This window comes from Streptomyces johnsoniae (genome assembly GCF_031845565.1).
Taxonomy (GTDB): Bacteria; Actinomycetota; Actinomycetes; order Streptomycetales; family Streptomycetaceae; genus Streptomyces; species Streptomyces johnsoniae.
Map to the genome: position 1 here is coordinate 39,690 of NZ_JAVREV010000019.1, position 22,375 is coordinate 62,064.

The following is a 22,375-nucleotide window of genomic DNA, read 5'->3' on the forward strand; positions in this document are numbered from 1 at the left end:
ACATGACCAGCGCCCGGGACCTCGCACCGCGACTGCGTTTGACGGCCGACCCGGCGGGAGGCTGGGCGGGACCGGCCGGCGGGCACCCCGGGTACGGCGGCCGGCCGCTCGTCACCGCGCCGATGCGGTGGCGCACCCGCATGCTCGACACCGCCGCCCGCCACCTCGGCTGGCGGCGCTGCACCGGCGACCTCATCCTGTTCCGCCACCCCGCGGCCTTCGGCGACGGGCGGCTGCGCCTGCGCCTGCGCACCCGCACGGCCGACCACGGCGAGCGGGATCAGTTCCTCGGCGAGTCCCCGCGACACGGCGAGCACTACCAGCTGACCGTTCCCGCGGGCCAGTGGCACCGCATCGAACTGGCCGTGGGCGAACGGGCCCTGTGGAGCGAGGCCGTCGTGCCGGGCACGGGCACGTGGGAGTACGCGCCGGACGGGGAGCCCGCATCGGCCGGGGAGGGCGGGCAGCGGACAGCGGCGCCCTCCGCCCCGGCGGCCCGGCCCGCCACGCCGGAGGGCGCGGAACTCGCGCGGCTGCTGGAGCTGACTCCCCACGTCGAGGGCGGCTACTACCGCCAGCTGTACCAGTCCGCCGCGTCCATGACGACATTCCGGGGCCCGCGGCCGTACGCCAACACCATCCACTACCTGCTCGACGCCCGTTCTCCCACCGGCCACCTGCACCTCAACACCGCGCACATCACGCACTTCCTGCACTCGGGTGGCCCCATCGAGTACGTACTACTCTCCCCCGACGGCACCCTGCACGAGGTCGTCATGGGCACGGATACGCGCCGCGGGCAGGTACCGGTGTTCACGTGCCCGGGCGGCTGGTGGAAGGCCAGCCGGCTGCCGGACGACGTCGGCCACGGCCTCATCAGCGAGATCGTCGCGCCCGGATTCGACTTCGCCGACCAGTCAATCGCCCGTCCCGACGACGTGGCACAGGCATTCCCGCAGCACCTGGAACGACTTGCGCCGGTGATCAGCGGCGGCCCCGAGACGCACGGCACGGAGGATTCCTCATGAACCGCACCTCCCCCGCGGCAAGCTCCGCGAAGAGCACGGCGAAGAGCACGGCGAAGAGCACGGCCGCCGCGCGCTATCCGGCCTCCCGGACGCTGCTGCGCCGGGCGGCCCAGGTGATCCCCGGCGGGGTCTGGGGCCACAACAAGTTCCCTGCCGTCCTCAGCCCCGAGCACTACCCGTGGTTCGCCGAGCGCGGCCAGGGCGCACGCGTCCAGGACGTGGACGGGAACTGGTACACCGACTTCCTGTGCGGCTACGGCACTTCGGTGCACGGCTACGCACAGCCCGAGGTCGATGCCGCGGTCGCCGAGGAGGCGAGCCGCGGGGAATGCCTCAGCCAGGCCACCGCGCGCTCGGTCGAACTGGCCGAGCTGCTGGTGGCCACGGTGGAAGGCGCCGCCTGGGCGGCATGGGGCAAGAGCGGTTCCGACGCGACGTGGATCGCCCTGCTCACCGCGCGCGCCCACACCGGGCGTTCGCTCGTCGCCTGCGTGGACGGCGCTTACCACGGTTCACACGGTTGGTGCGCCTGGTGCAACTCCGGGGCCGGGCGCGACTCTTCGGACTCCTCCGCGGTGGTCACCGTGCCCTGGAACGACCTCGGCGCGCTGGAGGCGCTGTTCCGCACCCGGGGGCCGCAGCTCGCCGCCGTAGCGATCACCCCGTTCCACCACCCGATCCCCGGTGCCGCCGAGTTGCCCGACCCGGCCTGGCTCGCGGCCCTGCGCGAGCACTGCGACCGGCACGGCACACTGCTCATCTCCGACGATGTACGGGCCGGGTTCCGCCTCGATCTGCGCGGCTCGCACGCCCACTTCGGCTACCGGCCCGACCTGGTCTGCTTCTCCAAGGCCATCGCGAACGGCTGGCCGCTGGCCGCGGTCACCGGTACGGACGCCCTCAGGGACGCGGCCGCGGAGGTCTTCGCCGCCGGCACCTTCTGGAACGCGGGCAGCGCGATGGCCGCCGCGCTGGCCAGCCTGCGGTTGATGAAGCGGCAGGGAACCGTCGACGTGCTGCGGGCCCGCGGCGAGCAGTTCACCTCGGGACTGCTCGCGCTCGCCCGGCGCCACCGGGTCCCGCTGCGCGTCAGCGGGCCGCCCGCCATGCCCACCGTCACCGTGGACGGCGATACCGAACACGCCTGGATGAGCCGTTTCGCGATCCATATGACGGCCGAGGGAGCTCTCGTTCACCCCACGCACAACTGGTTCGTCTCCGCCGCTCACGACGAGGCGGTCATCGAGGAGAGCCTGGATTGCGCGGCGCGGGCCATGCAACGGACCCAGGAGGAACGGGAAGCGACGGTCCCGGCGTGAGCGTGATCAGCATCTCCGGTGCGCACCACCGGGAACGGCTGCTGGCCTGGATCGCCGATGTGACGGGGGGCGCCGAGGCGGAGGAGGCCGCGGACGGTGCAGCGGGCGCTCCCGGCCGTACCGAGATCCGTACGGCGTCCCCTGGCCCGCGGATCGAGCTCGTCATTCCCGACCGGCCCGGCTGCGATCCCACCTGGTGGGCGGCCGCCGCGGTGCGCCGTCGCCTGCGCCGGGTGCCCGACGCCGACGCCTGCGCATCGCCGGACCTCGGGTCCGTACTGCGCGACGGCTCGTGGCAGCATCCCCGGTATTCCCACGAGGCGGGTGTCCCGGCCGAGTTCAGCGGGGTGCTGGTCTTCAAGCCGGGCATTGAGGTGCTGCCGAGCACCCTGCGGGAGCTGGCCGCTCGGCTGGCCGAGTGCGGTTACCTCGCCAGCCGCGCGCGGCTGACGGACGGCAGCGGGAGCGGCAACCGGGGCAAGGCCGCCGCCCACTACCTGACGCCCGCCGCGTTGGCCGAGCGCGGGACGCTGATGGCCCAGGAGCGCCTCGCCTTCCTGGAGATCTACGACCGGCCCGAGTTCGTCCGCCGGTTCGGGGCCCGCCCCCAGGACATCGAGGTCGTCACCGCCCGGCAGATCGTCGAGGAACGCGGCCTGAGCGAGGAACTGCTGGAGAAGTGGAGCACCGGCTCGGCCGAACTGCGCGGGCTGGACAGCCGGGAGATCGACGGTCCCAACGAGATCGGGGACTGCCTGTTCGTCAATGTCCACCAGGAGCCGGGATTCCACAACGGACGCGCGCTGGTGGTCATCAACCCGCACATGCCGGGAGTCCTCTCCCGCCTGGAGCACAGCGACAACCGAACGCTCGCCGTCCTCGTCACCGCGCATTCGCCGGCCGCGCTGCCCTGGCCGCGGATGCGAGCCGAGTTCTGTGGCGCGACCGATCCGGCGCTTGCCCTGCCGGGCAGCTTGCGCGGCGACGCGCTGGCCGGCCTGTTCCCGCTGGGGGCCGCCGACGGGGAGCCGGTGCGGCGGACGAACAACGGGGTCCACCTGAGCAACGGTGCCGTGGAGGCGCTGCACGACGCCCACACATGGTTCGGGCTGCCGCCGGGGCGCACCGGGATCGGACGGGCGTTCACCGAACGCGGCCTGGACCCCGAGACCGTACTGGCGCGGCCCTTCGTGGACCGCGGTGGCCACCGCCGGGCGGTGGCCACCCTGACCGACGGCCTCGACCGTGACCGCGCGGCCGAGCTGCTCGCCCAGGGACGCCTGTGCGGCGTGGACGCCTTCCGTTCCAGCGGCCCGAGCGTGCGGCGCGTCGACCTGTCCTGGGACGTCGCGCGGCGGTTGCGACGGGAGCGGGGCGTACGGGCCGTCCTGGCCACCGGGTCCACCGCCCGCAACCGTGCCTGCCCCGACTCCGACCTGAACCTGCTGATCGTCAGGGAGGCGGGCGCCTCGGCAGTCAGCCGGAGCACGGTGGACGGGATACGCGTCACGTCGACGAACGTGCCGCTCGCGGACATCGAGGACGCCTTCACGGCGGCGGAGGAGGCGGCCGGGACCGGCACGGCGGGCGTCGCGGCGGGTGGCGGGCCCGCGGACATGGGGTTCGAGACGGTCCTGGAGCGACTGTCCGCCGTCGACCGGCTGGTCGGCCTGCCCGTGTGGGACCCGGAGGGGCTCGCCGCCCGCTGGGCGGAGCGGGCCGCCGCCCTGCGCCCGCCGGCCGACGCGATCGCCCGGCACCTGGCCGGGGTACGGCGCGCCGTGACAGCCGCCGGGCGGCGGACCGCGCCCACCGGCCCCGCCTCCCCCGATTCCGTGGCGCGGACGTGGCACGCGCTGCGCGGTGCGGCCCACGACCTTGCGGTAGCCGTGCTGGCGCTCCGGTCCCCGCGCCACCACAAGCCCAAGTGGCTGCCGGCCGACCTGACGGCGGGCGGCCACCCGGAACTGCTCGCGACGCTGCTGGCCCTGTGGCAGGTGCCCCACCAGGCCGACGAGGCAGAGGTCCGAAGCGCGCTCGACCTCGCGGGGAAGCTCCCCGGCGTCGACTCCCGTTCACTCGCCGACGCCGGCAGCCTGTTCGCGGCCGACCGCCGCGCCGACGCTCTCTTCTGTGTGCGCTACGCCGCCCGTGACGCACGGCTCGGACGGCGGAGTGCGGCCGAGGCGGCGCTCCTCGGCCGGCCGCCGCACCACGCGCCCGGACAGCTGCACACGCGACTGGCCGACTTGGTCACCCGTTATCAGGACGCTCCTACCCCCCGGTGACCCGTCATGTCGTGCCGGTCCGAGCGGCCCCCGGCCCGTTGTCCGATTCACGGGAAACGGACAACCACTTGAGGCGAAATCGCCGGAGCCCGAAGCTTTTCCAGGGAGGTAAGGCCGCCCCCGAATTCCGGGCGGGGGCCTTCCCGTTCCCATGGAAACTCAATGCCTCACCGAGCAGAGAGGGGGGAAATCATGCCTTTGATCACCATGCGTCCGCGGCTCGTCAAGGTCAAGCCCAAGTCCAACCGCTGAGCCGGATCGGTGCCAGGGAATGCCGCCGCGGCACGCCGCTGCGGCGGCATTCCGGACGCTCCGAAATTCTCGACACAGGGATTCCTGATGACAGCTGCCGATCGAATTCCGGTCCGTCAGGAGCCGGGGCGGATCGCTGCCCTTACCGCGGACGGCGTCCGGGAAGCGGCCACGCGCCTGCCGGCCGGCCTCGTCGCCGTCCCGCGTCCGGAGGCACGATGAGCGACTCCGCCCACCCCGTCGGCATCACCGGTGCCGCCCACGCCTCGCCCGACTACCTCGCCGCGGCCGCCGAGGCCGAACTGCTGCACCGGCTCCACGGCCAGTGCTTCGTCGCGGACGAACAGCACGATCCGCTGCTGGACGAGCGGCGGCTGCTCGTCGAGTTCTGCGCCGAGAGCATTCTCAAGGACGCCACCCGGCTGGCGGAGGCACTGCGGATCGCCGGGGCGGGCAACCGCGCCGCGCGGCCGATCCTCGTACGCGCCCCGGCCCACGTCACCCTCGCCGAGCCGTGGCACCGGCACGTCACCTACCTGCGCCACACCGGCGGGCCCGCGGACGCGTCCCCCGAAGACCCCGCCCGCCACCGCCAGGCGCCGCTCGCCGTCCGCCCGGCCGCCCCGGCCACCGACGAGGCGGCCATCGCCCGCTGGCTCGTCAAGGCTCTCATCGACGGCAGCGCCGGCCACGGCGTCGCCGCCGACCCCGCCACCGCGGACGCCGTCGCCCGCGACATCATCGAGGCCCCCGACCGTGTCTCCTTCGTCGCCACCCAGGGCGACGGGCCGGCCATCGGCCACCTCACCCTGCTCGGCGAGGCCCACGACCCGGTCACCGGACGGGACTACATCGACCTGGTCGATGTCCTGGTGGAAGGCGACGCGGGGGCACGCCGGGCCGGCACCGCCGCGCTGACCGCCGCCGCCATCGCCCACGCCCGGAACGCCCGGCTTCCGCTGATCGGCAATGTCATCCATCCCGCCCCGCACCTCGCCGCGGGCCACGGCGACCGCGTCGTCGCCTCCCTCGTCGCCCGCGGCTGGGAGGTCGACCACGTCTTCTGGCGGCGTCCCGCCGGCCCGGACGACACCTGACACCAACCGCCCGACAACGGACCTCGCCACCACCGGCCTCCCGACCCTGGACGTCTCCGCCATGGATCTCTCGACGCTCTACGATGCCCTGGACGTTCCTGAGGAGCACGGCCCCGGCCGCCTGCTGTTCAGCGCCCGCAAAGCCCACTACACCCTGCCCTACCTCGTCCTTTCCGCTCTCGAGTACCACGGCCACCCCATGAGCGAGGCGGCCCGCGGCGAACTCGGACGGGCCCGGCGGCGGGCCCGCCACTACGAGGAAGTGCTGGCCCACATCGCCGACCGGGCCCGCGTACAGGTCGTCAAGGGGCCGATGCTCGCGCGCCACTACCCCGACGGCATCCTGCGCCCCCAGGGCGACCTCGACCTCGTCACGGACGGCGAGGCCGACCTCTGGCGCGCGGTGCGCCTCCTGACGGCCGACAGCACCCCGCTGTACATCGGCGTCTCCATACTCGGCGCGCCCATCCGCCACACCGTCGTCGCCCTCCATTGGCCTGCCGAGGACCCGCTGCTCGACCCCGAGATACGCGTGGATGTCGCCACCGCCGCTCTCGTCGGCGACTGCGGCGTCTTCCCCGTCCGCCCGCGCATGCCCGAGGACCCGCTCGCCGCCAACCTCCTCGCCCTGGCCGAGGAACGCCTGCAACGGCCTTTCCACGCCCGCGACATCATCGATGTCCACTTGCTCGGCGCCACCCCCATCGCGTCCACGGAGGCACTGGTGTCGGCGGCAGCCGAGTACCACCTCGCCCCCGAACTGCGGGAGTTGCTGGACCATGCGGCCACCCGCCTGCCCCTGGGGCACCTGTCCGGCCTCAGCGCCGCCCTGGAGACCGAGGTCGATCGCGAACGGGCCCGCCGCGCCGCGTACTCCGCGCCGCCTGCCCCGCCGAAGGACATCGACGCCGCCCTCGCCGCGGGCACGGCCCTGTACGGCATGCCGCTGCGGCCCGCCGAAGGACGCACCGACTGGGACCGTGCGCGCGTCCACCGCTACGGCGACGAAGCCCTTCTGCTCACCCCCGTCGGCGACTACCTCCTGGTCACCCACGAGATCGTCGCCCAGGAACGGTACGAAGCGGCCCTGCGGGAGTTGGACGCGCCGACGGAGCTGAGGGGCGAGCCCGGGCGCGGGGCCGGGCAACTGTCATGACGGCCGGGGCCGCAGCGGTGGAGACCCGCGCCCTCACCCACCGCTACGGCACCGGCAGGCGCGGCGGCTCCGAGGTGCACGCCCTGCGCGGCGTGGACCTGAGCGTCGGACAAGGCGAGGTCCACGGCCTGCTCGGCCCCAACGGGGCGGGCAAGACCACGCTGTGCCGCATCCTGTCCACCGTCCTGCTGCCCACCTCGGGCACCGCCCGCATCATGGGCCGCGACGTCGTCCGGGACGCCGACGCCGTCAAACGCTCCATCGGCATCGTCTTCGGCGGCGACCGCGGACTCTACGGGCGGCTCACCGTCGGCGAGAACCTGCGTTTCTGGGCGGCGCTGTACGGCCTGCGCGGCACCGGGCTGCGCCGACGCTGCCAGGCCCTGCTGGACCGCATGGGCCTGGCGCACCGGGCCGACGACCGTCGACACCCTCTCCCGCGGCATGAAACAGCGTCTTCACCTCGCCCGCGGCCTGGTCGCCGACCCGCCCCTGCTCACCCTCGACGAACCGACGGTCGGCATGGACCCGGTCGCCGCACAGGACTTCCGCGTCCTGGTGGACGCCCTGCGCGCGGATGGCAGGACCATCCTGCTGACCACCCACGACATGGCCGAGGCCGAAGCCGTCTGCGACCGGGTCTCCCTCGTCGACCACGGCCGGATCATCGCCACCCGTGCGCCCGCCGGGATCGGCGCCCTCATCTCCCGCTACGAGCGCGTCGAGGCCCGGGGCGTCACCGCCCTGCTGATGATGGCGTTCTGCGGCGTACAGGTTCCCATCGGCTACTGGCCGCCCTGGATCGGCCGGATCGCCGACATCGTTCCCCTGACGCACCTGCTGCGCGCCCTCCGCGGCCTGACCGAGGACGCTTCGTCCGCCTACGTCTTCGCCCGGGCGGCCCTGGGCCTGCTCGTCGGCGTCCTCTGGCTGGTGATGGCCCACCTGGCCTTCGCATCACTCCTGCACCGCGGCCGCCGACGCGGCACGGTCGACTTCGGCCCGTAGCCCCGGCGGCGGGCTTCTCACCGGGCCCGGTGGCAGACGACGACGGGGCGCGGCGGCGAGCCGTGGGGCCGGTGCTCGACCGCGTCGAAACCCGCGGTCCTGGCGTCCGCGCTCAGGTCGTCGAGGGTGTACTCCGAGACCCCGCACAGGGCCAGCGTGAGCAGGTTCGGCATCAGGCTTTCCTGGCCGCCGGCGGTGGTGCCTTGCAGCCTGTGGTCGTACACGATGAGCGCGCCGCCGGGGTTGGTGCTCGTGTAGGCCCTGCGGACCAGCAGCTTCCGCTGTTCGGTCTCCCAGTCGAGCAGGACGTTCCCCATGAGGACGATGTCGGCCGTGGGGAGCGGGTCGGTGAAGAAGTCACCGGCATGGAAGGCCGGTGCCCTGGTCGCTTCTCGCTGGGCCATGTGCTCCTCGAACAGCGGGGCCATGGCCGGCAGATCGAAAACGGCGGCACTGAGGTGCGGGTGGGCGGCCACCAGTTGCGCGGCCACGCTTCCGCGTCCGCCGCCGAGGTCGAGCAGGGTCCGTTGACCGTTCCAGCCCTCGTAGGCGGCGAGCAGTGAGGGAACGACGTCGCCTGTCAGCATGTCCATCGTGATGATCGAGGACCTGAGGAGCTCGGGATCGTCGACAACGGTCCCCATGCCTCCTTGGGGACCCTGCTGCTCCCCCGTGCGCAGGGCAGCGGACAGGTCATCGAGGGACGGGATCATGACCTTTCGGATGAAGTCCCCCATGTACCACAGCCCAGCACGCGCCAGGTACAGGTCCGCCGTGGGGGTGTTGCCGTACTGGTCGCCGTCCCGTTTCAGCAGACCGAGGGCCACCAGCAGGCCGAGCCAGTGCCGCAGTCCGCGACCATGCAGACCGAGCGCCGAGCGGATCTCCTCCTCGGTCGCGGGCCCGGTGTGCAGAGTGGTGAAAAGGTCGAACTCCAAGGCGCTCACCAGCGCCCGGGTCGCGCAGTAGGAGCCGGCCAGACGTGTGATGTCAGCGAATCCGGCGTCGGGGCTCGCGGTCGGCGTCACCAAGGGGGTTTCCTTTCCTCGTTGCATGCATGCGTACCTGACTGCCGGCAAGGTTCTTCCGCGAAATCGGCGCGGATTCACGGCCCATGCGCCGACGCCGAGCCGGGCGGCCTCGACGCGTTGATGTCGTTCACAGGGGCTAGGCTGCGCCAGGCCGCCGATGGGCAAACCGCTGGTCCCGTACGGCATTCCGTTCGCCCGGCCCGGCCACGCGAACGCATCGCGAAACTACGGGCACGGATGGGTTTGGCAACGCCAATTACCGCACGGCGCGCGAGCGGTACCCCTCCCCCGTACCCCGATCTCACCCACACGCGTGGACCCTTCCAGGGCCTCGCATAGACGGGAACCGGAACGGAAAGCCCGTCACCCGTGCTTACCCGCAAAGCCGTCTGACATACGAATGGCACCCCTTATTTTCGGTTATTCCGCTTACGCGCCCCCAGCTCGATTCAGGTTGCTGTCACCCGAAAGGAACCGAAGCATGGGTTCGCAAGTCACCGAATCCGTCACTCCCAACGACGAGATGGCCGAGAACTACGATGTGATCGCCTCGTGGTTCCTCACCGACTGGCACGAGGCGCCGCGCGACCAGGTCGCGGGGTTCATGCAGCGGATCTGGGAGGAGCACAGCCCCCCGGTGAACAAGGTTCTGGAGCTGTGCTACGGCCCGGGCCTGACGCTCAGGGAACTCGTCCGGCGGGGGTACGGCGTCACCGGCCTCGACGCCTCCCCCACGCAGTTGGAGCTGGCGAAGCAGAGGCTCGGACGTTCGGCACAGGTGCGGCTGGTCGAGGCCGGGCTGCCGGCCATCCCGCTGGAGGAGCAGTTCGACGCGGTCGTCTGCGCGGGGGGCGCGTTCACCTACGTGCCCAACTCCACCGTGCTGCTCCAGGCGTTCCAGGCCGTCCACCGCGTGCTGCGTCCCGGCGGCACCTTCATCTTCGACCTGTTCAGCGAGGCGCTCATGCAGCGGTGCTTCGAGTACACGGAGGACGCTCCGCGGGGCATCAACCTGGAGAGCAGGGGGCTCACGTTCTTCCTCGCCTGTCACCGGCCCGCCGCGAAGGACTCCTACGACCTGACCTTCGTGCAGTTCCTGCGGAATGACGCCACTCAGACGTACACCAGGAGCAGCGCGGTCCACCGCGTGCACACCCGGCCCCAGGAAAGGGTCACCGACCTGGCGGTCCAGGCCGGCTTCCGGCGGGTCCAGGTCTTCGACAACTACCGGCACCAGCCATCCGGCCCGGAGACCCTCTACGAGACCTACGTCGCGGTCAAGCCCGGCGGGCCGCCCGCCCGGCCCGAGGCGTCGTCCGGCCGGGCGGCCCACCCGCCACGCCCGTGACAGTCGAACGCAGCCATACGTCGAGAGGAACCGATCCATGCTCGTACAAGGCACCGAACCGTCCCACCCCTATTCGTTCCTGCCCGAGGGGTACGACGCCGCCGACGCGTGGTGCGTCGACAAGTTCAGGCTGGCGCCGCGGAGTCAGGTCGCGGACTTCGTCCACGAGAGCTGGCGGGAACGCGGCGCACAGGTCGACAAGGTCCTTGACCTCTGCTGCGGCAGTGGCCTGCTCCTCCGGGAACTGCTCCAGCGGGGATACGACGTCACCGGCCTCGACCGGTCCTCGGCCCAGCTGCAACAGGCCGAGCTGAAGATCCGTTCACAGGAGCGGGCCCGGCTTGTCAAAGCCGAGCTGCCGGCCATTCCCCCTGGACGACGAATTCGACGCGGTCGTCAGCACTGGCGCGCTGGTCCACCTGCCCAACGACACCACGCTGCTGAGGACCTTCGAGTCCGTCCACCGTGTGCTGCGCCCCGGCGGCACGTTCACCTTCGACATGTACACCGAACGCCACGCGGAGTCCTGGGTGGCGCACACGACCCCCACCGCCCGGGTCATCGAGAGCGGGCCGTTCACACTGCTCATGAGCATTACTCGGACCGCCATCAAGGGCACCTACAACTGGCATGGTCTGATGTTCCTGCGCGATGACACCACCCAGGCCTACGTCCGACGCAGCGAGACCCACCAGCTGTACGCGTGGGCGCAGGAGCAGATCGTCGGGCTGGGCGCCCGGGCCGGCTTCGGCGACATCGAGGTCTTCGACAACTTCACCCGCCAGCCCACCGGCTCGCAGACCGTCTGCGAGACCTACGTCATGGTCAAGCCCTGACCGCACAGCGCGGCGGGCAGCTGAGCCGCTGACGATGGCGCAGCGGCGCAGCGGCGCTCAGCGGACGGGACGGGCGCGTCGAGCGCGGTCCGCCTCCGGACGGCTGCTCGATCCCCCTGCCCCCCGGCGTGGGCACCGCCTCATGGATCAGGTAGGTCTCGTTCGCCGCCCCCTGAAATATCCTCCAACGAGGGGCGCCGGCACGGGACATACCGGTGACGTGAGCCAGGGGAGGAAGCGGCGTGGAGGACCTGCGGCCGGAGGATGCCCGGGGATCGGTGCGTACCGACTGCTGAAGCGGCTGGGCGGCGGCGGTATGAGGCTGGTCTTCCTCGGTCGCTCGCGTGGCGGCCGTCTGGTGGCGGTGAAACTGGTGCGGCCCGAGCTGGCCCGTGACCCGGACTTCCGGCGGCGGTTCAAGCGCGAGGTGGAGGCGGCCCAGCGGGTCGGCGGCTTCTACACGGCGCATGTTCTGGACGCGGACCCGGAAGGCGATCCGCCCTGGCTGGTCACGGCCTACATCCCCGGGCCGTCTCTCCAGGAAGCGATCACCCGGTGCGGCTTCCTTCCGGAGACCTCGCTGGGGCTGCTGGCCGCGGGCCTCGCCGAGGGACTCGCCACCGTGCACGGCTGCAAAGTGGTGCACCGGGACCTGAAGCCGGGGAACGTGCTCCTTGCGGCGGACGGACCGCGGCTGATCGACTTCGGCATCGCGCGCGCCGCGGACGACACCCAGCTGACGGGCACCGGGTTGGTGGTCGGCACACCCGGGTTCATGGCTCCGGAACACATCGTGGGCAACCTGGCCGAGCCGGCGGCCGACGTGTTCTCCCTGGGCGCGGTGCTCGCCTACGCCGCGACGGGCCGTCCGCCCTTCGGGAGCGGCGCGGCCCATGCCGTGAACTACCGGGTGGTGCACGAGGCCCCTCAGCTGTCGGGGGTGCCCGACGCCTACACCGCGCTCATCGGAAACTGCCTCGCGAAGGATGCCGCGAAGCGGCCGGGAGTTGAGCATCCGGTCCCGCTCTCCACCGGAGGCACCAGGCGGACCCGGTCCAGCCCTCGCGGCGCGGCGCTTGTCCTCACGGTCGAGCGGGGGCTGGTCTTCGACATGCGGATCTCCGCGGTGATCGAAGCCCCAGGTGTCAACGATGGTCGTCGGTTTCGGACAGTCCGGACAACCACCTGAGCGTTGTGTCGATGACGTGCTAGCTGTAGTTCCGTGACTCCTCGGCGGCCTCAGGAGCTCCAGCCGCTCCCTCGGCCGCTTTTCCGGCAGGCGGATAGGCGTCGCGCAGACGTTGCACGGTTGCCCTCACGACGGCACGGACGTCCGTCTCGCGCAACGGTTCGGAGAAGAGTGCCGAACTGAGCGAGAAGCCCTCGATCAGGGCGAACAGCAGGAGCGCCTCGCGGTGCAGCGCCTCCTCGTCGATCACGCGGTCGGCCAGCGCATCGCGCAGCAACGAGCGGACCAACTCCGCGCCCGCCAGAGACGTCGCAGCGATGTCGGCCGCAAGCTCCGGGTCCGTGCGCGCCATGACCCGGTATTCGACCAACGCGATGTTCTCCCGGCGCTCCTGCTCGCTGGTCGGCGCGGCGAACGCGATCACATCCGTGATCCGTGCCACCGGGTCGTCGGACATCGTCGCGTCGCGTTGCGCGGCGCGCTGCATGAGGACGCCCAACGTGAAGCGCATGACCTCGCGGATGGTGTCGCCGAAGTAGTGCCGGATGCTCCCGATGGCCAGGCCGGTGCGTGCGGAGATCCGGGCGAGGGTCACCGAGCGGACCCCGTGCGCGGCGATCTCGTCGATCACGGCGTCGGCGATCTGCTCTCGGCGGGCATCCGGATTGACTCTCTTGGGCATGACACCACCCTAGCCGCTTTCTGGCATGCGTGTGCTACTTTATCTAGCATGCCCATGCTAGATAAACGTCGTGGCGGTACTCCGTCCCGTAACGACCCCGGACAGGGCGATCGGAAGGACCCCCACGGCGTCGACGGGCTCGAAGGCCCCGACGGCGATGCGGAAATCGATCACATGTCGGGCCGGGCCTCGCTCTACCGGGACGACCGGCAGGTGCGGACCTCCGATATGCCGGTCCGGTTCCCGCTCGGATCGGACAGCTTCGGGGTCGCCGCGAGCAGGTAAGGCACGCGGCGGATTCACCTGGCGCGCCCAACTCTCCCGCCGGCCTCGCGGGATCGAACGAGCGCCTACCTTCCGCCATCACCGGCTCCTGGACGCCGAGACCGACGGGATCGAGAGCTGACACCCCCGCACCGACCGGTCACGTTGCTGCCCAGCGCCCCAACCCAAGAACAATCCGTCACCGCCGCCGCACCCTCGTACCCGACCGCGGCTTGGCATAGGAGAAACGCATGCGCCCACGTCCTCGGCTCCCCGAACGATCCCGACACCTCGCGACCGTGCTCGCCGCGGCCGCCACGGCCGCACTCCTCCCGCTCGCCGGATGCGCGCCCGCTTCTCCTCCACCGGACTCCGGCGCGGATGCGGGCCTCGGCGCCTACCTCGAGCAAGAGCTCGACTGGGTCGGATGCGAGAACACCGCGACGAGCGCGGCGGACGCCGAGCTGTTCGCGAACCCGGCGCTGGAGTGCGCCTCGGTCAACGTTCCGCTCGACTACGACGAGCCGGAGGGCGAGAGGGCGCACATCGCGCTCATGCGCCTCCCCGCCACGGGCGAGGCCGAGGGCTCCCTGCTGATCAACCCGGGCGGCCCCGGAGGCTCCGGTACCAACTTCGTCGCGTCCACCCTGCCACTGTGGCAGGCAAGCCCCGTCGCCGAGCGCTTCGACATCGTCGGCTTCGACCCGCGCGGGGTCGCGTCGTCGACCCCCGCTCTCAACTGCTACACCGACGAGGAGTACGACGCGGGCGACGTGCCGCGGTTCGGCGCGGTGTACGACATCACGAGCGCCGAGGAGGCGGTCGAGCTCGCGGAGCGCTGCGCGGACGGTTCCGGCGGCACCGCGAACCTCGTGAACGCCGGGTCTGCGAGCGTCGTGCGCGACATGGACATCATGCGCAAGGTGCTCGGTGACGACCAGCTGACCTATCTCGGCTACAGCTACGGCTCCGAGCTCGGCGCCATGTACGCCGCGACCTACCCCGAGAAGGTCCGCGCGATCGTGCTCGACGGGGCCGTCTCGCCCGACCTGACGGCGAGCGAGTTCCGCCTCTCCTCATTCACCGGCCTGCAGGCACGGTTCGACGACCTCGCCGCTCTGTGCGCGGAATCGCCCGACTGCGTTCTCGGCCCCGACCCCGCGGCTGCGAACGATCGCCTGCACGAGATCGTCCAGCCGCTTGTCGAGACACCAGCGGCGACCGCCGGCGGCCGGGACCTGAGCGTCTGGGACGTGTACCTCGGCATCAGCGGTGGACTGTACTCCGAAGCGAAATGGCCCGACGTCATCTCCGCCCTGACTGAGCTCGAGGCAGGGAACGCCGACGAGATGCTCGCCCTGCGCGACACCTTCTACGCCCGCACGGCGGACGGCGCCTACGGCCTGGACTTCGACACGAACATCGCCGTGCGCTGTATGGACTCGCCCCGTCCGACGCCGGAGGAACAGACCGCGCTCGCACGCGAGATCGGGGAGGTCGCGCCAATGTTTGACCTCGACGTGTTCACGGCGGGGAACTACCACAGCGAATGCGAGGCGTGGCCCGCGCCGCCGACACGCGACGAGCCCTGGCTCGCCGATGCCGAAGGCCTCCCGGAGACGCTTATCGTGTCGGTCACCGGCGATCCGGTCACGCCGCACGAGGGCGGCATCGCGATGGCGCAAGCTCTCGACGGAAGCCTGCTCACCGTCGACGGCAAGCAGCACGGCGCCTACCTCCTCGGCGGCAGCAAGTGCGTCGATGACGTGGTCGACGCGTATCTCCTCGACCTCGAATCCCCGCCCGCCGACGCCCGTTGCAGCCTGTGAGAAGTGGTTTCCGGACCGCGTGTCGCTCCCGGGATGGCTTGTCACCGGTGGGTCATCCCGAAGCGGGGCATCGGGCCGCGCCTGCGGCCCGAGCAGGCACTTCCCACAGCCGTCAAAGGGCCGCTCCACCGTCTCCAGGTCCGCTCAGCCGGGGAAGCTCAGCCGAGGAAGCTCAGCCGCACCTGGCGGTCCGGATTGTCGCCGTTCGTATCGACCAGGCAGATCGACTGCCAGGTGCCCAGTTGCAGGCGTCCGCCGAGCACCGGGAGGGTGGCGTGGGGGGCGACGAGTGCGGGCAGGACGTGGTCGCGGCCGTGGCCGGGGGCGCCGTGGCGGTGGCGCCAGCGGTTGTCCGCGGGGAGCAGGTCTCGCAGGGCCGACAGCAGGTCGTCGTCGCTGCCGGCGCCCGTCTCCAGGATCGCGACGCCCGCGGTGGCGTGCGGGACGAAGATGTTGAACAGGCCGTCGGCCCCGCTCGCCGCCTCCGCGAGGAACGACTCGCAGTCGCGTGTGAGGTCCGTGACGGCCTCGGAGGTGCCGGTCGTGATGTGCAGGACGGTGGTGCGGAAGGAGTCGCTCATGGCACCACGCTACGAGGCGAGAAGGCTCAGCGCCGTTCGGCGAGGCTGGACTGGCGGACGATCAGTTCCGGGTCGAGGACGATGCGCTGGTGGCGGTGGAGTCCCGCGTCCTCGCCCGTTTCCTCCAGCAGCAGTTCGGCGGCCTGCCGTCCCATCCGTACCGCGGGCTGGCGGACCGAGGTGAGCGGCACCGCGGCGGCCGCGGCGAACTCGATGTCGTCATAGCCGACGAGCGCCACCTCGTCCGGTACGCCGACGCCCGCGGCGAACAGGGCCTGGAGGACACCGAGGGCCAGCAGGTCGTTGGCGCAGAACACGGCGGAGGGGCGGGCGGGCATGCCGAGCAGGCGGGCGCCCGCGTCGCGGCCGGAGGCCACGTCGAGCCGTTCGGCCTCGACGTGGCGCAGCGCGTCCTCGCCGAGGCCCGCCTCGGCGAGCGCGGCCACCGCGCCCTCCTTGCGGTCCTGGCACTGCTTGAGCGACATCGGTCCGCTGACGTACGCGACCGAGGTGTGCCCCTGCGCCAGCAGGTGGCGCACGGCGAGCGTGCCGCCGAGGACGTCGTTGACGGAGACCGAGCAGCCCTCGGCGCTCGGGAGCACCCGGTCGACGAAGACGAACGGGATGCCGTGCCGCCGGAAGTCGGCCAGGTTGCGGCCCGACATGTCGGCGGGCGTCACCAGGACGCCGCGGACCCGCTGTTCGGCGAACAGGGACAGGTAGTCGCTCTCCTCCGACGTGCTCTGCGCGCTGTTGCAGAGCATCACGCCCAGTTTGGAGGCGCGGGCGACGCGCTCGGCGCCGGAGGCGACGTCCACGAAGAACGGGTTGCCCATGTCGAGCACGAGCAGGGCGATGATCCGGCTCTGGCCGGCGCGCAGTTGCCTGGCGGACTCGCTGCGGACGTACCCAAGTTCCGCGATGGCCTCCTGGACCCGCTGCCGGGTCTCCTCGGCGACCATGTGCGGGCGGTTGATGACGTTGGACACGGTCCCCACCGACACCCCGGCCTGCCTGGCCACTTCTTTGATCCCCACCGTGTGCGCCATGTCCGTGCCCCGTTCATCTCGTGAGCGCTCTCACCGCCGGGCCATGGTATGCAACCCGGCGGGTGGCGGCCGTGCCCCACCCGGTGGTTCAGGCGAGGTGGAAGACCTCGGTGAGCGGGCGCATGGCCTCGTCGGGGCGCGCGCCGTCCAGGGATTCGAAGAAGCCGCTCATCTCGGCCTGCCAGCGCGCGTTGACGTCGGTGGCGGCCATGGCCTCCTGTGCGGCGGCGAAGTCGTCGGTCTCCAGGTAGCCGACGAGGAGGCCGTCCTCCCGCAGGAAAAGCGAGTAGTTGTGCCAGCCGGACGCCGAGAGCGCCTGCTGCATCTCGGGCCACACCTCGGCGTGCCGCGCCCGGTACTCCTCGATCCGGTCCGCCCTGACCTTCAGCAGAAAACAGACGCGCTGCACGACCTCACCTCTTCTGATACTTCTTCCGGTGACCTTCTGAAAGGATTCATATGCCCGCGGGCAAGCTAGCCACGCCCCGCGCGCGCCGTCAAGATCCGAAAGGCCCGGCCGCGCCGGATCGGTGCCCGAGCCCGCGAGGAACCCCGACGACCGTCGTCCGCTCCCTTGACAGCATGTGACGGGCGCTCTTAGCGTCCTGGTAGTGAAACGATTCATAGCGGCGCTGAGCACCTTGGGAGCCCTGATCGCATGACCGCCCCATCCGCCGTCAAAGCGGCCCTGTCCTCGCAGTCCATAGAGACCCCGTCGTGGGCCTACGGAAACTCCGGCACCCGCTTCAAGGTGTTCGCCCAGGAGGGCGTGCCCCGCGACCCCTGGGAGAAGATCGACGACGCGGCGCAGGTGCAGCGGCACACCGGGGTCGCCCCGGTCGTCGCGCTGCACATCCCCTGGGACAAGGTCGACGACTACGCCGCGCTCGCGCGCCACGCCGAGGAGCGGGGGCTGCGTCTCGGCGCGATCAACGCGAACGTGTTCCAGGAGGACGAGTACCGGCTCGGCAGCGTCTGCCACCCGGACGCCGCCGTGCGGCGCAAGGCGCTGGACCACCTGTTCGAGTGCGTGGACATCATGGATGCCACCGGCTCGCGCGACCTGAAGCTGTGGTTCGCCGACGGCACCAACTACCCAGGCCAGGACGACATCCGCGCCCGCCAGGACCGCCTGGCCGAGGCGCTGGCCGCGGTGTACGAGCGGCTGGGCGAGGAGCAGCGGCTGCTGCTTGAGTACAAGTTCTTCGAGCCCGCCTTCTACACCACCGACGTGCCGGACTGGGGCACGGCGTACGCGCACTGCCTCAAGCTCGGCGACCGGGCCGAGGTCGTGGTGGACACCGGGCACCACGCGCCTGGCACCAACATCGAGTTCATCGTGGCGCTGCTGCTGCGCGAGGGGAAGCTCGGCGGTTTCGACTTCAACTCCCGCTTCTACGCCGACGACGACCTGATGGTGGGCGCGGCCGACCCGTTCCAGCTGTTCCGCATCATGTGCGAGGTCGTCGGCGGCGGCGGGCTCGGCCCCGGGGTCGCCTTCATGCTCGACCAGTGCCACAACATCGAGCCCAAGATCCCGGCGATCATCCGTTCCGTGATGAACGTCCAGGAGGCCACCGCCAAGGCGCTGCTCGTCGACCGCGAGGCGTTGGGCGCCGCGCAGTCCGCGGGCGACGTGCTGGGCGCGAACGCGGTACTGATGGACGCCTTCAACACCGACGTGCGGCCGCTGCTCGCGGAGCTGCGTGCGGAGTCGGGCCTGGCCCCTGACCCGGTGGCGGCCTACCACCGCTCGGGCTGGGCCGAGCAGATCACGGAGAACCGCAAGGGCGGCCAACAGGCCGGATGGGGAGCCTGAACCGATGACGACGCAGGAACACCAGGCCGTGACCGAGCTGCTGGCGCGGTCGCACCGGCTGGGCGCGGACCCGCGCAACACGAACTACGCCGGGGGCAACACCTCCGCCAAGGGCACCGCGACCGATCCGGTGACCGGCGGCGAGGTGGAGCTCATGTGGGTCAAGGGCTCCGGCGGTGACCTGGGCACGCTGCGGCCCGCCGGCCTGGCCGCGCTGCGCCTCGACCGGCTGCGGGCGCTGCGCGAGGTCTACCCGGGCGTGGCGCGCGAGGACGAGATGGTCGCCGCGTTCGACTACTGCCTGCACGGCAAGGGCGGGGCGGCGCCCTCCATCGACACGGCGATGCACGGCCTGGTCGCCGCGCCCCACGTCGACCACCTGCACCCCGACTCGGGTATCGCGCTGGCCTGTGCGGCGGACGGGGAGGCGCTGACCAAGGAGTGCTTCGGCGAACAGGTGGTGTGGGTGCCGTGGCGCAGGCCGGGCTTCCAGCTGGGCCTGGACATCGCCGCCGTGCAGCGTGCGCACCCGCAGGCCATCGGCTGCGTCCTGGGCGGCCACGGCATCACCGCGTGGGGCGCGACGAGCGAGGAGTGCGAACGGAACTCGCTGCGCATCATCCGCACGGCCGAGGAGTTCCTCCAGCGGCGCGGCAGGGCCGAGCCGTTCGGTCCGGTGCGCGAGGGCTACGTGGCGCTGCCCGCGGCCGAGCGCCGGGAGCGCGCGGCGGCGCTCGCGCCGGTGGTGCGGGCGATCGCGAGCGCCGACCGGCCGCAGGTGGGGCACTTCACCGACACGGATGAGGTGCTGGACTTCCTGGCCAGGGCGGAACACCCGCGGCTGGCGCGGCTCGGCACGTCGTGCCCGGACCACTTCCTGCGCACCAAGGTGCGACCGCTGGTCCTCGACCTGCCGGCCGGGGCGCCGCTGGAGCAGGCCGTGGCACGGCTGAAGGAGCTGCACGAGGAGTACCGCGCGGAGTACCGGGCGTACTACGAACGGCATGCGGACGAGACGTCGCCGCCGATGCGCGGCGCGGACCCGGCGATCGTGCTGGTGCCCGGGGTCGGCATGTTCTCCTTCGGGAAGGACAAGCAGACCGCCCGGGTCGCGGGCGAGTTCTACGTGAACGCGATCAACGTGATGCGCGGCGCCGAGGCCGTCTCCTCCTATGCACCGATCGAGGAGTCGGAGAAGTTCCGCATCGAGTACTGGGAGCTGGAGGAGGCGAAGCTGCGGCGGATGCCGGCGCCGAAGCCCCTGGCCACGCGGGTCGCGCTGGTGACCGGCGCGGGCTCGGGCATCGGGCGGGCGACCGCGGCGCGGCTGGCGGCCGAGGGCGCCTGCGTGGTCGTCGCGGACCTGAACGCCGAGGCCGCCGAGGAGGTCGCGGCCGAGCTGGGCGGCTCGGACCGGGCGGTCGCGGTCACGGTGGACGTCACCTCGGAGGAGCAGATCCGGGAGGCGTTCCGGGCGGCGGTGCTCGCGTTCGGCGGCGTGGACCTCGTCGTCAACAACGCGGGCATCTCCGTGTCCAAGCCGCTGCTTGAGACGACCGTGCGCGACTGGGACCTCCAGCACGACATCATGGCCCGCGGCTCGTTCCTGGTGTCGCGGGAGGCGGCCCGGGTGATGATCGAGCAGGACCTGGGCGGCGACATCGTCTACATCTCGTCGAAGAACGGCGTCTTCGCCGGGCCGAACAACATCGCCTACGGCGCGACGAAGGCCGACCAGGCGCACCAGGTGCGGCTGCTCGCGGCCGAGCTGGGCGAGCACGGCATCCGGGTCAACGGCGTGAACCCGGACGGCGTGGTGCGCGGCTCCGGCATCTTCGCCGGCGGCTGGGGCGCGAAGCGGGCCGCCGTCTACGGGGTGCCGGAGGAGAAGCTGGGCGAGTTCTACGCGCAGCGGACGCTGCTGAAGCGTGAGGTGCTGCCCGAGCACGTGGCCAACGCGGTCTTCGCGCTGACCGGCGGCAACCTCTCCCACACCACGGGCCTGCACATTCCGGTGGACGCCGGGGTGGCCGCCGCGTTCCTGCGCTGACCGTGGGCGGCATGGGAGACGTGACCGACGACAGGAACGAGGTGCCCCCGCCCGCCGAGGCCGGCGGGGGCGGCCGCCCGTTCGCCGCGGTGGATCTCGGCGCGTCGAGCGGGCGGGTGATGCTGGGCTTCGCGGGCGGTGGTGAGCTGTCGCTGCGCGAGGTGCACCGCTTCCCCAATGAGCCGGTGCGGGTCGGCGGCACGCTGTACTGGGACATCCTGGCGCTGTATCGCGGGGTGCTGACCGGGCTGCGGACGGCCGGCCGGGAGACCGGCGGGCGGCTGGCGGGGGTCGGGATCGACTCGTGGGCGGTGGACTACGGCCTGCTGGACGCGTCGGGCGCGCTGCTCGGCAATCCGGTGCACTACCGGGACGGCCGCACCGAGGGCATGGCGGAACGGCTCGCGGCACGCCTGTCGCCGACCGGCCTGTACGCGCGGACCGGCATCCAGCACCTGCCGTTCAACACCGTGTACCAGCTGACGGCGGCGCGGGACGATCCGCAACTGGCCGCCGCCCGGCGGCTGCTGCTGATTCCCGACCTGATCGCCTACTGGCTGACGGGCGAGGCGGGCACGGAGCTGACCAATGCCTCGACGACCCAGCTGATCGATCCGCGCACGGGTGACTGGTCGCGGGAGGTGGCCCGCGCGGCCGAGGTCGACCTGGGCCTTTTCGCGCCGCTGCGGCGGCCGGGCGATCCGGCGGGGCGGCTGCTGCCCGGCGTGCTGGCGGAGACGGGGCTCACGGGCCAGGTTCCGGTGACGGCCGTCGGCTCGCACGACACCGCCTCCGCGGTGGCGGGGGTGCCCGCGGCGGGTGAACGGTTCGCGTACATCGCCACGGGCACGTGGTCGCTCGCCGGGGTGGAGCTTGACGCGCCGGTGCTGAGCGAGGAGAGCCGCCGCGCCAACTTCACCAACGAGCTGGGCGTGGACGGCACGGTGCGCTACCTGCGCAACATCATGGGGCTCTGGCTGCTCCAGGAATGCCTGCGCGAGTGGGCGGCGGCGGGCTCGCCGCAGGAGCTCCGGCCGCTGCTCGCGCGCGCGGCCGAGGCGCCGCCGCTGCGTTCCGTCGTGGACGCGGGCGACCCGGAGTTCATCCCGCCGGGCGGGATGCCGGAGCGGATCGCGGCGGCCTGCCGCCGCACCGGACAGCCCGAGCCGCGGAACGAGGCGGAGACGGTGCGGTGCGTGCTGGATTCGCTGGCGCTCGCGCACCGGGCGGCGGTGGCCGACGCGCAGCGCCTTTCGGGCCGCGAGGTCGACGTGGTGCACATCGTCGGCGGCGGCGCGCACAACGAGTTGCTGTGCCGGCTGACCGCGGACGCCTGCGGGCTGCCGGTGGTGGCGGGCCCCGCGGAGGCCGCGGCCCTGGGGAACCTGCTGGTGCAGGCCAGGGCGGCGGGCGGCGTGCGGGGCGGGCTGCCGGAACTGCGCGGCCTGCTGCGCGGCACGCAGGCGTTGCGGCACCATGAGCCCTCGGGCGGCACACGCGCGTGGGAACGGGCGGCCGCCCGGCTGGCCGACGGCGGAAAGGACTAAAG

General features: G+C 72.0%; 19 protein-coding genes and 2 pseudogenes. 16 read left to right on the forward strand and 5 right to left on the reverse strand.

All coding sequences use genetic code 11. From position 1 onward, the window contains the following. The first annotated feature begins 2 nt into the window (after window positions 1–2). The 7 genes and pseudogenes from RM779_RS27890 (at window position 3) to RM779_RS33790 (ending at window position 8,148) form a co-directional block, all read left to right on the forward strand. A complete protein-coding gene (locus tag RM779_RS27890) occupies window positions 3–1,028 on the forward strand; it encodes a cupin domain-containing protein (RefSeq protein WP_311620542.1) in 1,026 nt (341 codons plus the stop codon). Beyond that, window positions 1,025–2,347 carry an aminotransferase class III-fold pyridoxal phosphate-dependent enzyme gene (locus tag RM779_RS27895; RefSeq protein WP_311620543.1) on the forward strand — a complete coding sequence of 441 codons (1,323 nt, stop codon included), beginning with the start codon at window positions 1,025–1,027 and terminating at the stop codon, window positions 2,345–2,347. The genes RM779_RS27890 and RM779_RS27895 overlap by 4 nt, the downstream gene beginning before the upstream one ends. Beyond that, window positions 2,344–4,635, forward strand: a complete 2,292-nt coding sequence (locus RM779_RS27900; RefSeq protein WP_311620544.1) for a nucleoside-diphosphate kinase — start codon at window positions 2,344–2,346, stop codon at window positions 4,633–4,635. The genes RM779_RS27895 and RM779_RS27900 overlap by 4 nt, the downstream gene beginning before the upstream one ends. 470 nt (window positions 4,636–5,105) lie before the next feature. Beyond that, window positions 5,106–5,984, forward strand: a complete 879-nt coding sequence (locus RM779_RS27905; protein ID WP_311620545.1) for a hypothetical protein — start codon at window positions 5,106–5,108, stop codon at window positions 5,982–5,984. Between the two features lie 61 nt (window positions 5,985–6,045). Beyond that, window positions 6,046–7,140 carry a nucleotidyltransferase family protein gene (locus tag RM779_RS27910; RefSeq protein WP_311620546.1) on the forward strand — a complete coding sequence of 365 codons (1,095 nt, stop codon included), beginning with the start codon at window positions 6,046–6,048 and terminating at the stop codon, window positions 7,138–7,140. Beyond that, window positions 7,137–7,596: pseudogene (locus RM779_RS33785) on the forward strand (ABC transporter ATP-binding protein); the annotation flags it as partial. The gene RM779_RS27910 and the pseudogene RM779_RS33785, both read left to right, overlap by 4 nt. Continuing rightward, window positions 7,585–8,148, forward strand: a complete 564-nt coding sequence (locus RM779_RS33790; RefSeq protein ID WP_394813407.1) for an ATP-binding cassette domain-containing protein — start codon at window positions 7,585–7,587, stop codon at window positions 8,146–8,148. The pseudogene RM779_RS33785 and the gene RM779_RS33790, both read left to right, overlap by 12 nt. A gap of 17 nt (window positions 8,149–8,165) precedes the next feature. Here RM779_RS33790 and RM779_RS27920 read toward each other — a convergent pair whose 3' ends face one another. Beyond that, window positions 8,166–9,176 carry a methyltransferase gene (locus RM779_RS27920; RefSeq protein WP_311620624.1) on the reverse strand — a complete coding sequence of 337 codons (1,011 nt, stop codon included), beginning with the start codon at window positions 9,174–9,176 and terminating at the stop codon, window positions 8,166–8,168. 484 nt (window positions 9,177–9,660) lie between these two features. Between RM779_RS27920 and RM779_RS27925 the strand changes: the two genes are divergently transcribed. The 4 genes and pseudogenes from RM779_RS27925 to RM779_RS27935 all read left to right on the forward strand — a co-directional run bounded on the left by RM779_RS27925 (window position 9,661) and on the right by RM779_RS27935 (window position 12,552). Further along, window positions 9,661–10,527 carry a class I SAM-dependent DNA methyltransferase gene (locus tag RM779_RS27925; protein ID WP_311620547.1) on the forward strand — a complete coding sequence of 289 codons (867 nt, stop codon included), beginning with the start codon at window positions 9,661–9,663 and terminating at the stop codon, window positions 10,525–10,527. A 37-nt stretch (window positions 10,528–10,564) separates the two neighbouring features. Beyond that, a pseudogene (locus RM779_RS33795) lies at window positions 10,565–10,849 on the forward strand (methyltransferase domain-containing protein); the annotation flags it as partial. A gap of 19 nt (window positions 10,850–10,868) precedes the next feature. Further along, entirely contained in the window at window positions 10,869–11,363 is a 495-nt protein-coding gene (locus tag RM779_RS27930; RefSeq protein ID WP_311620548.1) for a class I SAM-dependent methyltransferase, read from the forward strand. Between the two features lie 142 nt (window positions 11,364–11,505). After that, entirely contained in the window at window positions 11,506–12,552 is a 1,047-nt protein-coding gene (locus RM779_RS27935; protein ID WP_311620549.1) for a serine/threonine-protein kinase, read from the forward strand. Between the two features lie 19 nt (window positions 12,553–12,571). Here RM779_RS27935 and RM779_RS27940 read toward each other — a convergent pair whose 3' ends face one another. After that, window positions 12,572–13,234, reverse strand: a complete 663-nt coding sequence (locus RM779_RS27940; RefSeq protein WP_311620550.1) for a TetR/AcrR family transcriptional regulator — start codon at window positions 13,232–13,234, stop codon at window positions 12,572–12,574. Window positions 13,235–13,282: 48 nt separating this feature from the next. Between RM779_RS27940 and RM779_RS27945 the strand changes: the two genes are divergently transcribed. Both RM779_RS27945 and RM779_RS27950 read left to right on the forward strand, forming a co-directional pair. Then, on the forward strand, window positions 13,283–13,519 hold the full coding sequence (locus RM779_RS27945) for a hypothetical protein (RefSeq protein WP_311620551.1): 237 nt from the start codon (window positions 13,283–13,285) through the stop codon (window positions 13,517–13,519). 278 nt (window positions 13,520–13,797) lie between these two features. Continuing rightward, window positions 13,798–15,327, forward strand: a complete 1,530-nt coding sequence (locus tag RM779_RS27950; RefSeq protein ID WP_311620552.1) for an alpha/beta hydrolase — start codon at window positions 13,798–13,800, stop codon at window positions 15,325–15,327. Window positions 15,328–15,485: 158 nt separating this feature from the next. Here the strand turns inward: RM779_RS27950 and RM779_RS27955 are convergent, their stop codons facing one another. From RM779_RS27955 to RM779_RS27965, 3 genes are all read right to left on the reverse strand, one after another. After that, a complete protein-coding gene (locus RM779_RS27955; RefSeq protein ID WP_311620553.1) occupies window positions 15,486–15,908 on the reverse strand; it encodes a secondary thiamine-phosphate synthase enzyme YjbQ in 423 nt (140 codons plus the stop codon). 26 nt (window positions 15,909–15,934) lie between these two features. Next, the gene (locus RM779_RS27960) at window positions 15,935–16,957 is read right to left on the reverse strand and encodes a LacI family DNA-binding transcriptional regulator (protein WP_311620554.1); all 1,023 of its coding nucleotides are present in this window, start codon (window positions 16,955–16,957) and stop codon (window positions 15,935–15,937) included. Window positions 16,958–17,045: 88 nt separating this feature from the next. Beyond that, entirely contained in the window at window positions 17,046–17,366 is a 321-nt protein-coding gene (locus RM779_RS27965; RefSeq protein ID WP_077062814.1) for an L-rhamnose mutarotase, read from the reverse strand. A gap of 249 nt (window positions 17,367–17,615) precedes the next feature. Between RM779_RS27965 and rhaI the strand changes: the two genes are divergently transcribed. The 3 genes from rhaI to RM779_RS27980 are packed head-to-tail and all read left to right on the forward strand — an operon-like array spanning window position 17,616 to window position 22,373. Next, complete coding sequence (gene rhaI, locus RM779_RS27970) at window positions 17,616–18,776, forward strand: L-rhamnose isomerase (protein ID WP_311620555.1); 1,161 nt, start codon at window positions 17,616–17,618, stop codon at window positions 18,774–18,776. 4 nt (window positions 18,777–18,780) lie between these two features. Then, the gene (locus RM779_RS27975; RefSeq protein WP_311620556.1) at window positions 18,781–20,826 is read left to right on the forward strand and encodes a bifunctional aldolase/short-chain dehydrogenase; all 2,046 of its coding nucleotides are present in this window, start codon (window positions 18,781–18,783) and stop codon (window positions 20,824–20,826) included. Window positions 20,827–20,837: 11 nt separating this feature from the next. Continuing rightward, the gene (locus tag RM779_RS27980) at window positions 20,838–22,373 is read left to right on the forward strand and encodes a rhamnulokinase (RefSeq protein WP_311620557.1); all 1,536 of its coding nucleotides are present in this window, start codon (window positions 20,838–20,840) and stop codon (window positions 22,371–22,373) included. Window positions 22,374–22,375: the final 2 nt, after the last annotated feature.

Bases quoted from the DNA above. Each gene is read 5' to 3' on its own strand.
- RM779_RS27890 (WP_311620542.1), top strand. From the start codon at position 3: ATGACCAGCGCCCGGGACCTCGCACCGCGACTGCGTTTGACGGCCGAC.
- RM779_RS27895 (WP_311620543.1), top strand. From the start codon at position 1,025: ATGAACCGCACCTCCCCCGCGGCAAGCTCCGCGAAGAGCACGGCGAAG.
- RM779_RS27905 (WP_311620545.1), top strand. From the start codon at position 5,106: ATGAGCGACTCCGCCCACCCCGTCGGCATCACCGGTGCCGCCCACGCC.
- RM779_RS27910 (WP_311620546.1), top strand. From the start codon at position 6,046: ATGGATCTCTCGACGCTCTACGATGCCCTGGACGTTCCTGAGGAGCAC.
- RM779_RS33790 (WP_394813407.1), top strand. From the start codon at position 7,585: ATGAAACAGCGTCTTCACCTCGCCCGCGGCCTGGTCGCCGACCCGCCC.
- RM779_RS27925 (WP_311620547.1), top strand. From the start codon at position 9,661: ATGGGTTCGCAAGTCACCGAATCCGTCACTCCCAACGACGAGATGGCC.
- RM779_RS27935 (WP_311620549.1), top strand. From the start codon at position 11,506: ATGGATCAGGTAGGTCTCGTTCGCCGCCCCCTGAAATATCCTCCAACG.
- RM779_RS27940 (WP_311620550.1), bottom strand. From the start codon at position 13,234: ATGCCCAAGAGAGTCAATCCGGATGCCCGCCGAGAGCAGATCGCCGAC.
- RM779_RS27945 (WP_311620551.1), top strand. From the start codon at position 13,283: ATGCCCATGCTAGATAAACGTCGTGGCGGTACTCCGTCCCGTAACGAC.
- RM779_RS27955 (WP_311620553.1), bottom strand. From the start codon at position 15,908: ATGAGCGACTCCTTCCGCACCACCGTCCTGCACATCACGACCGGCACC.
- RM779_RS27960 (WP_311620554.1), bottom strand. From the start codon at position 16,957: ATGGCGCACACGGTGGGGATCAAAGAAGTGGCCAGGCAGGCCGGGGTG.
- rhaI (WP_311620555.1), top strand. From the start codon at position 17,616: ATGACCGCCCCATCCGCCGTCAAAGCGGCCCTGTCCTCGCAGTCCATA.
- RM779_RS27975 (WP_311620556.1), top strand. From the start codon at position 18,781: ATGACGACGCAGGAACACCAGGCCGTGACCGAGCTGCTGGCGCGGTCG.
- RM779_RS27980 (WP_311620557.1), top strand. From the start codon at position 20,838: ATGGGAGACGTGACCGACGACAGGAACGAGGTGCCCCCGCCCGCCGAG.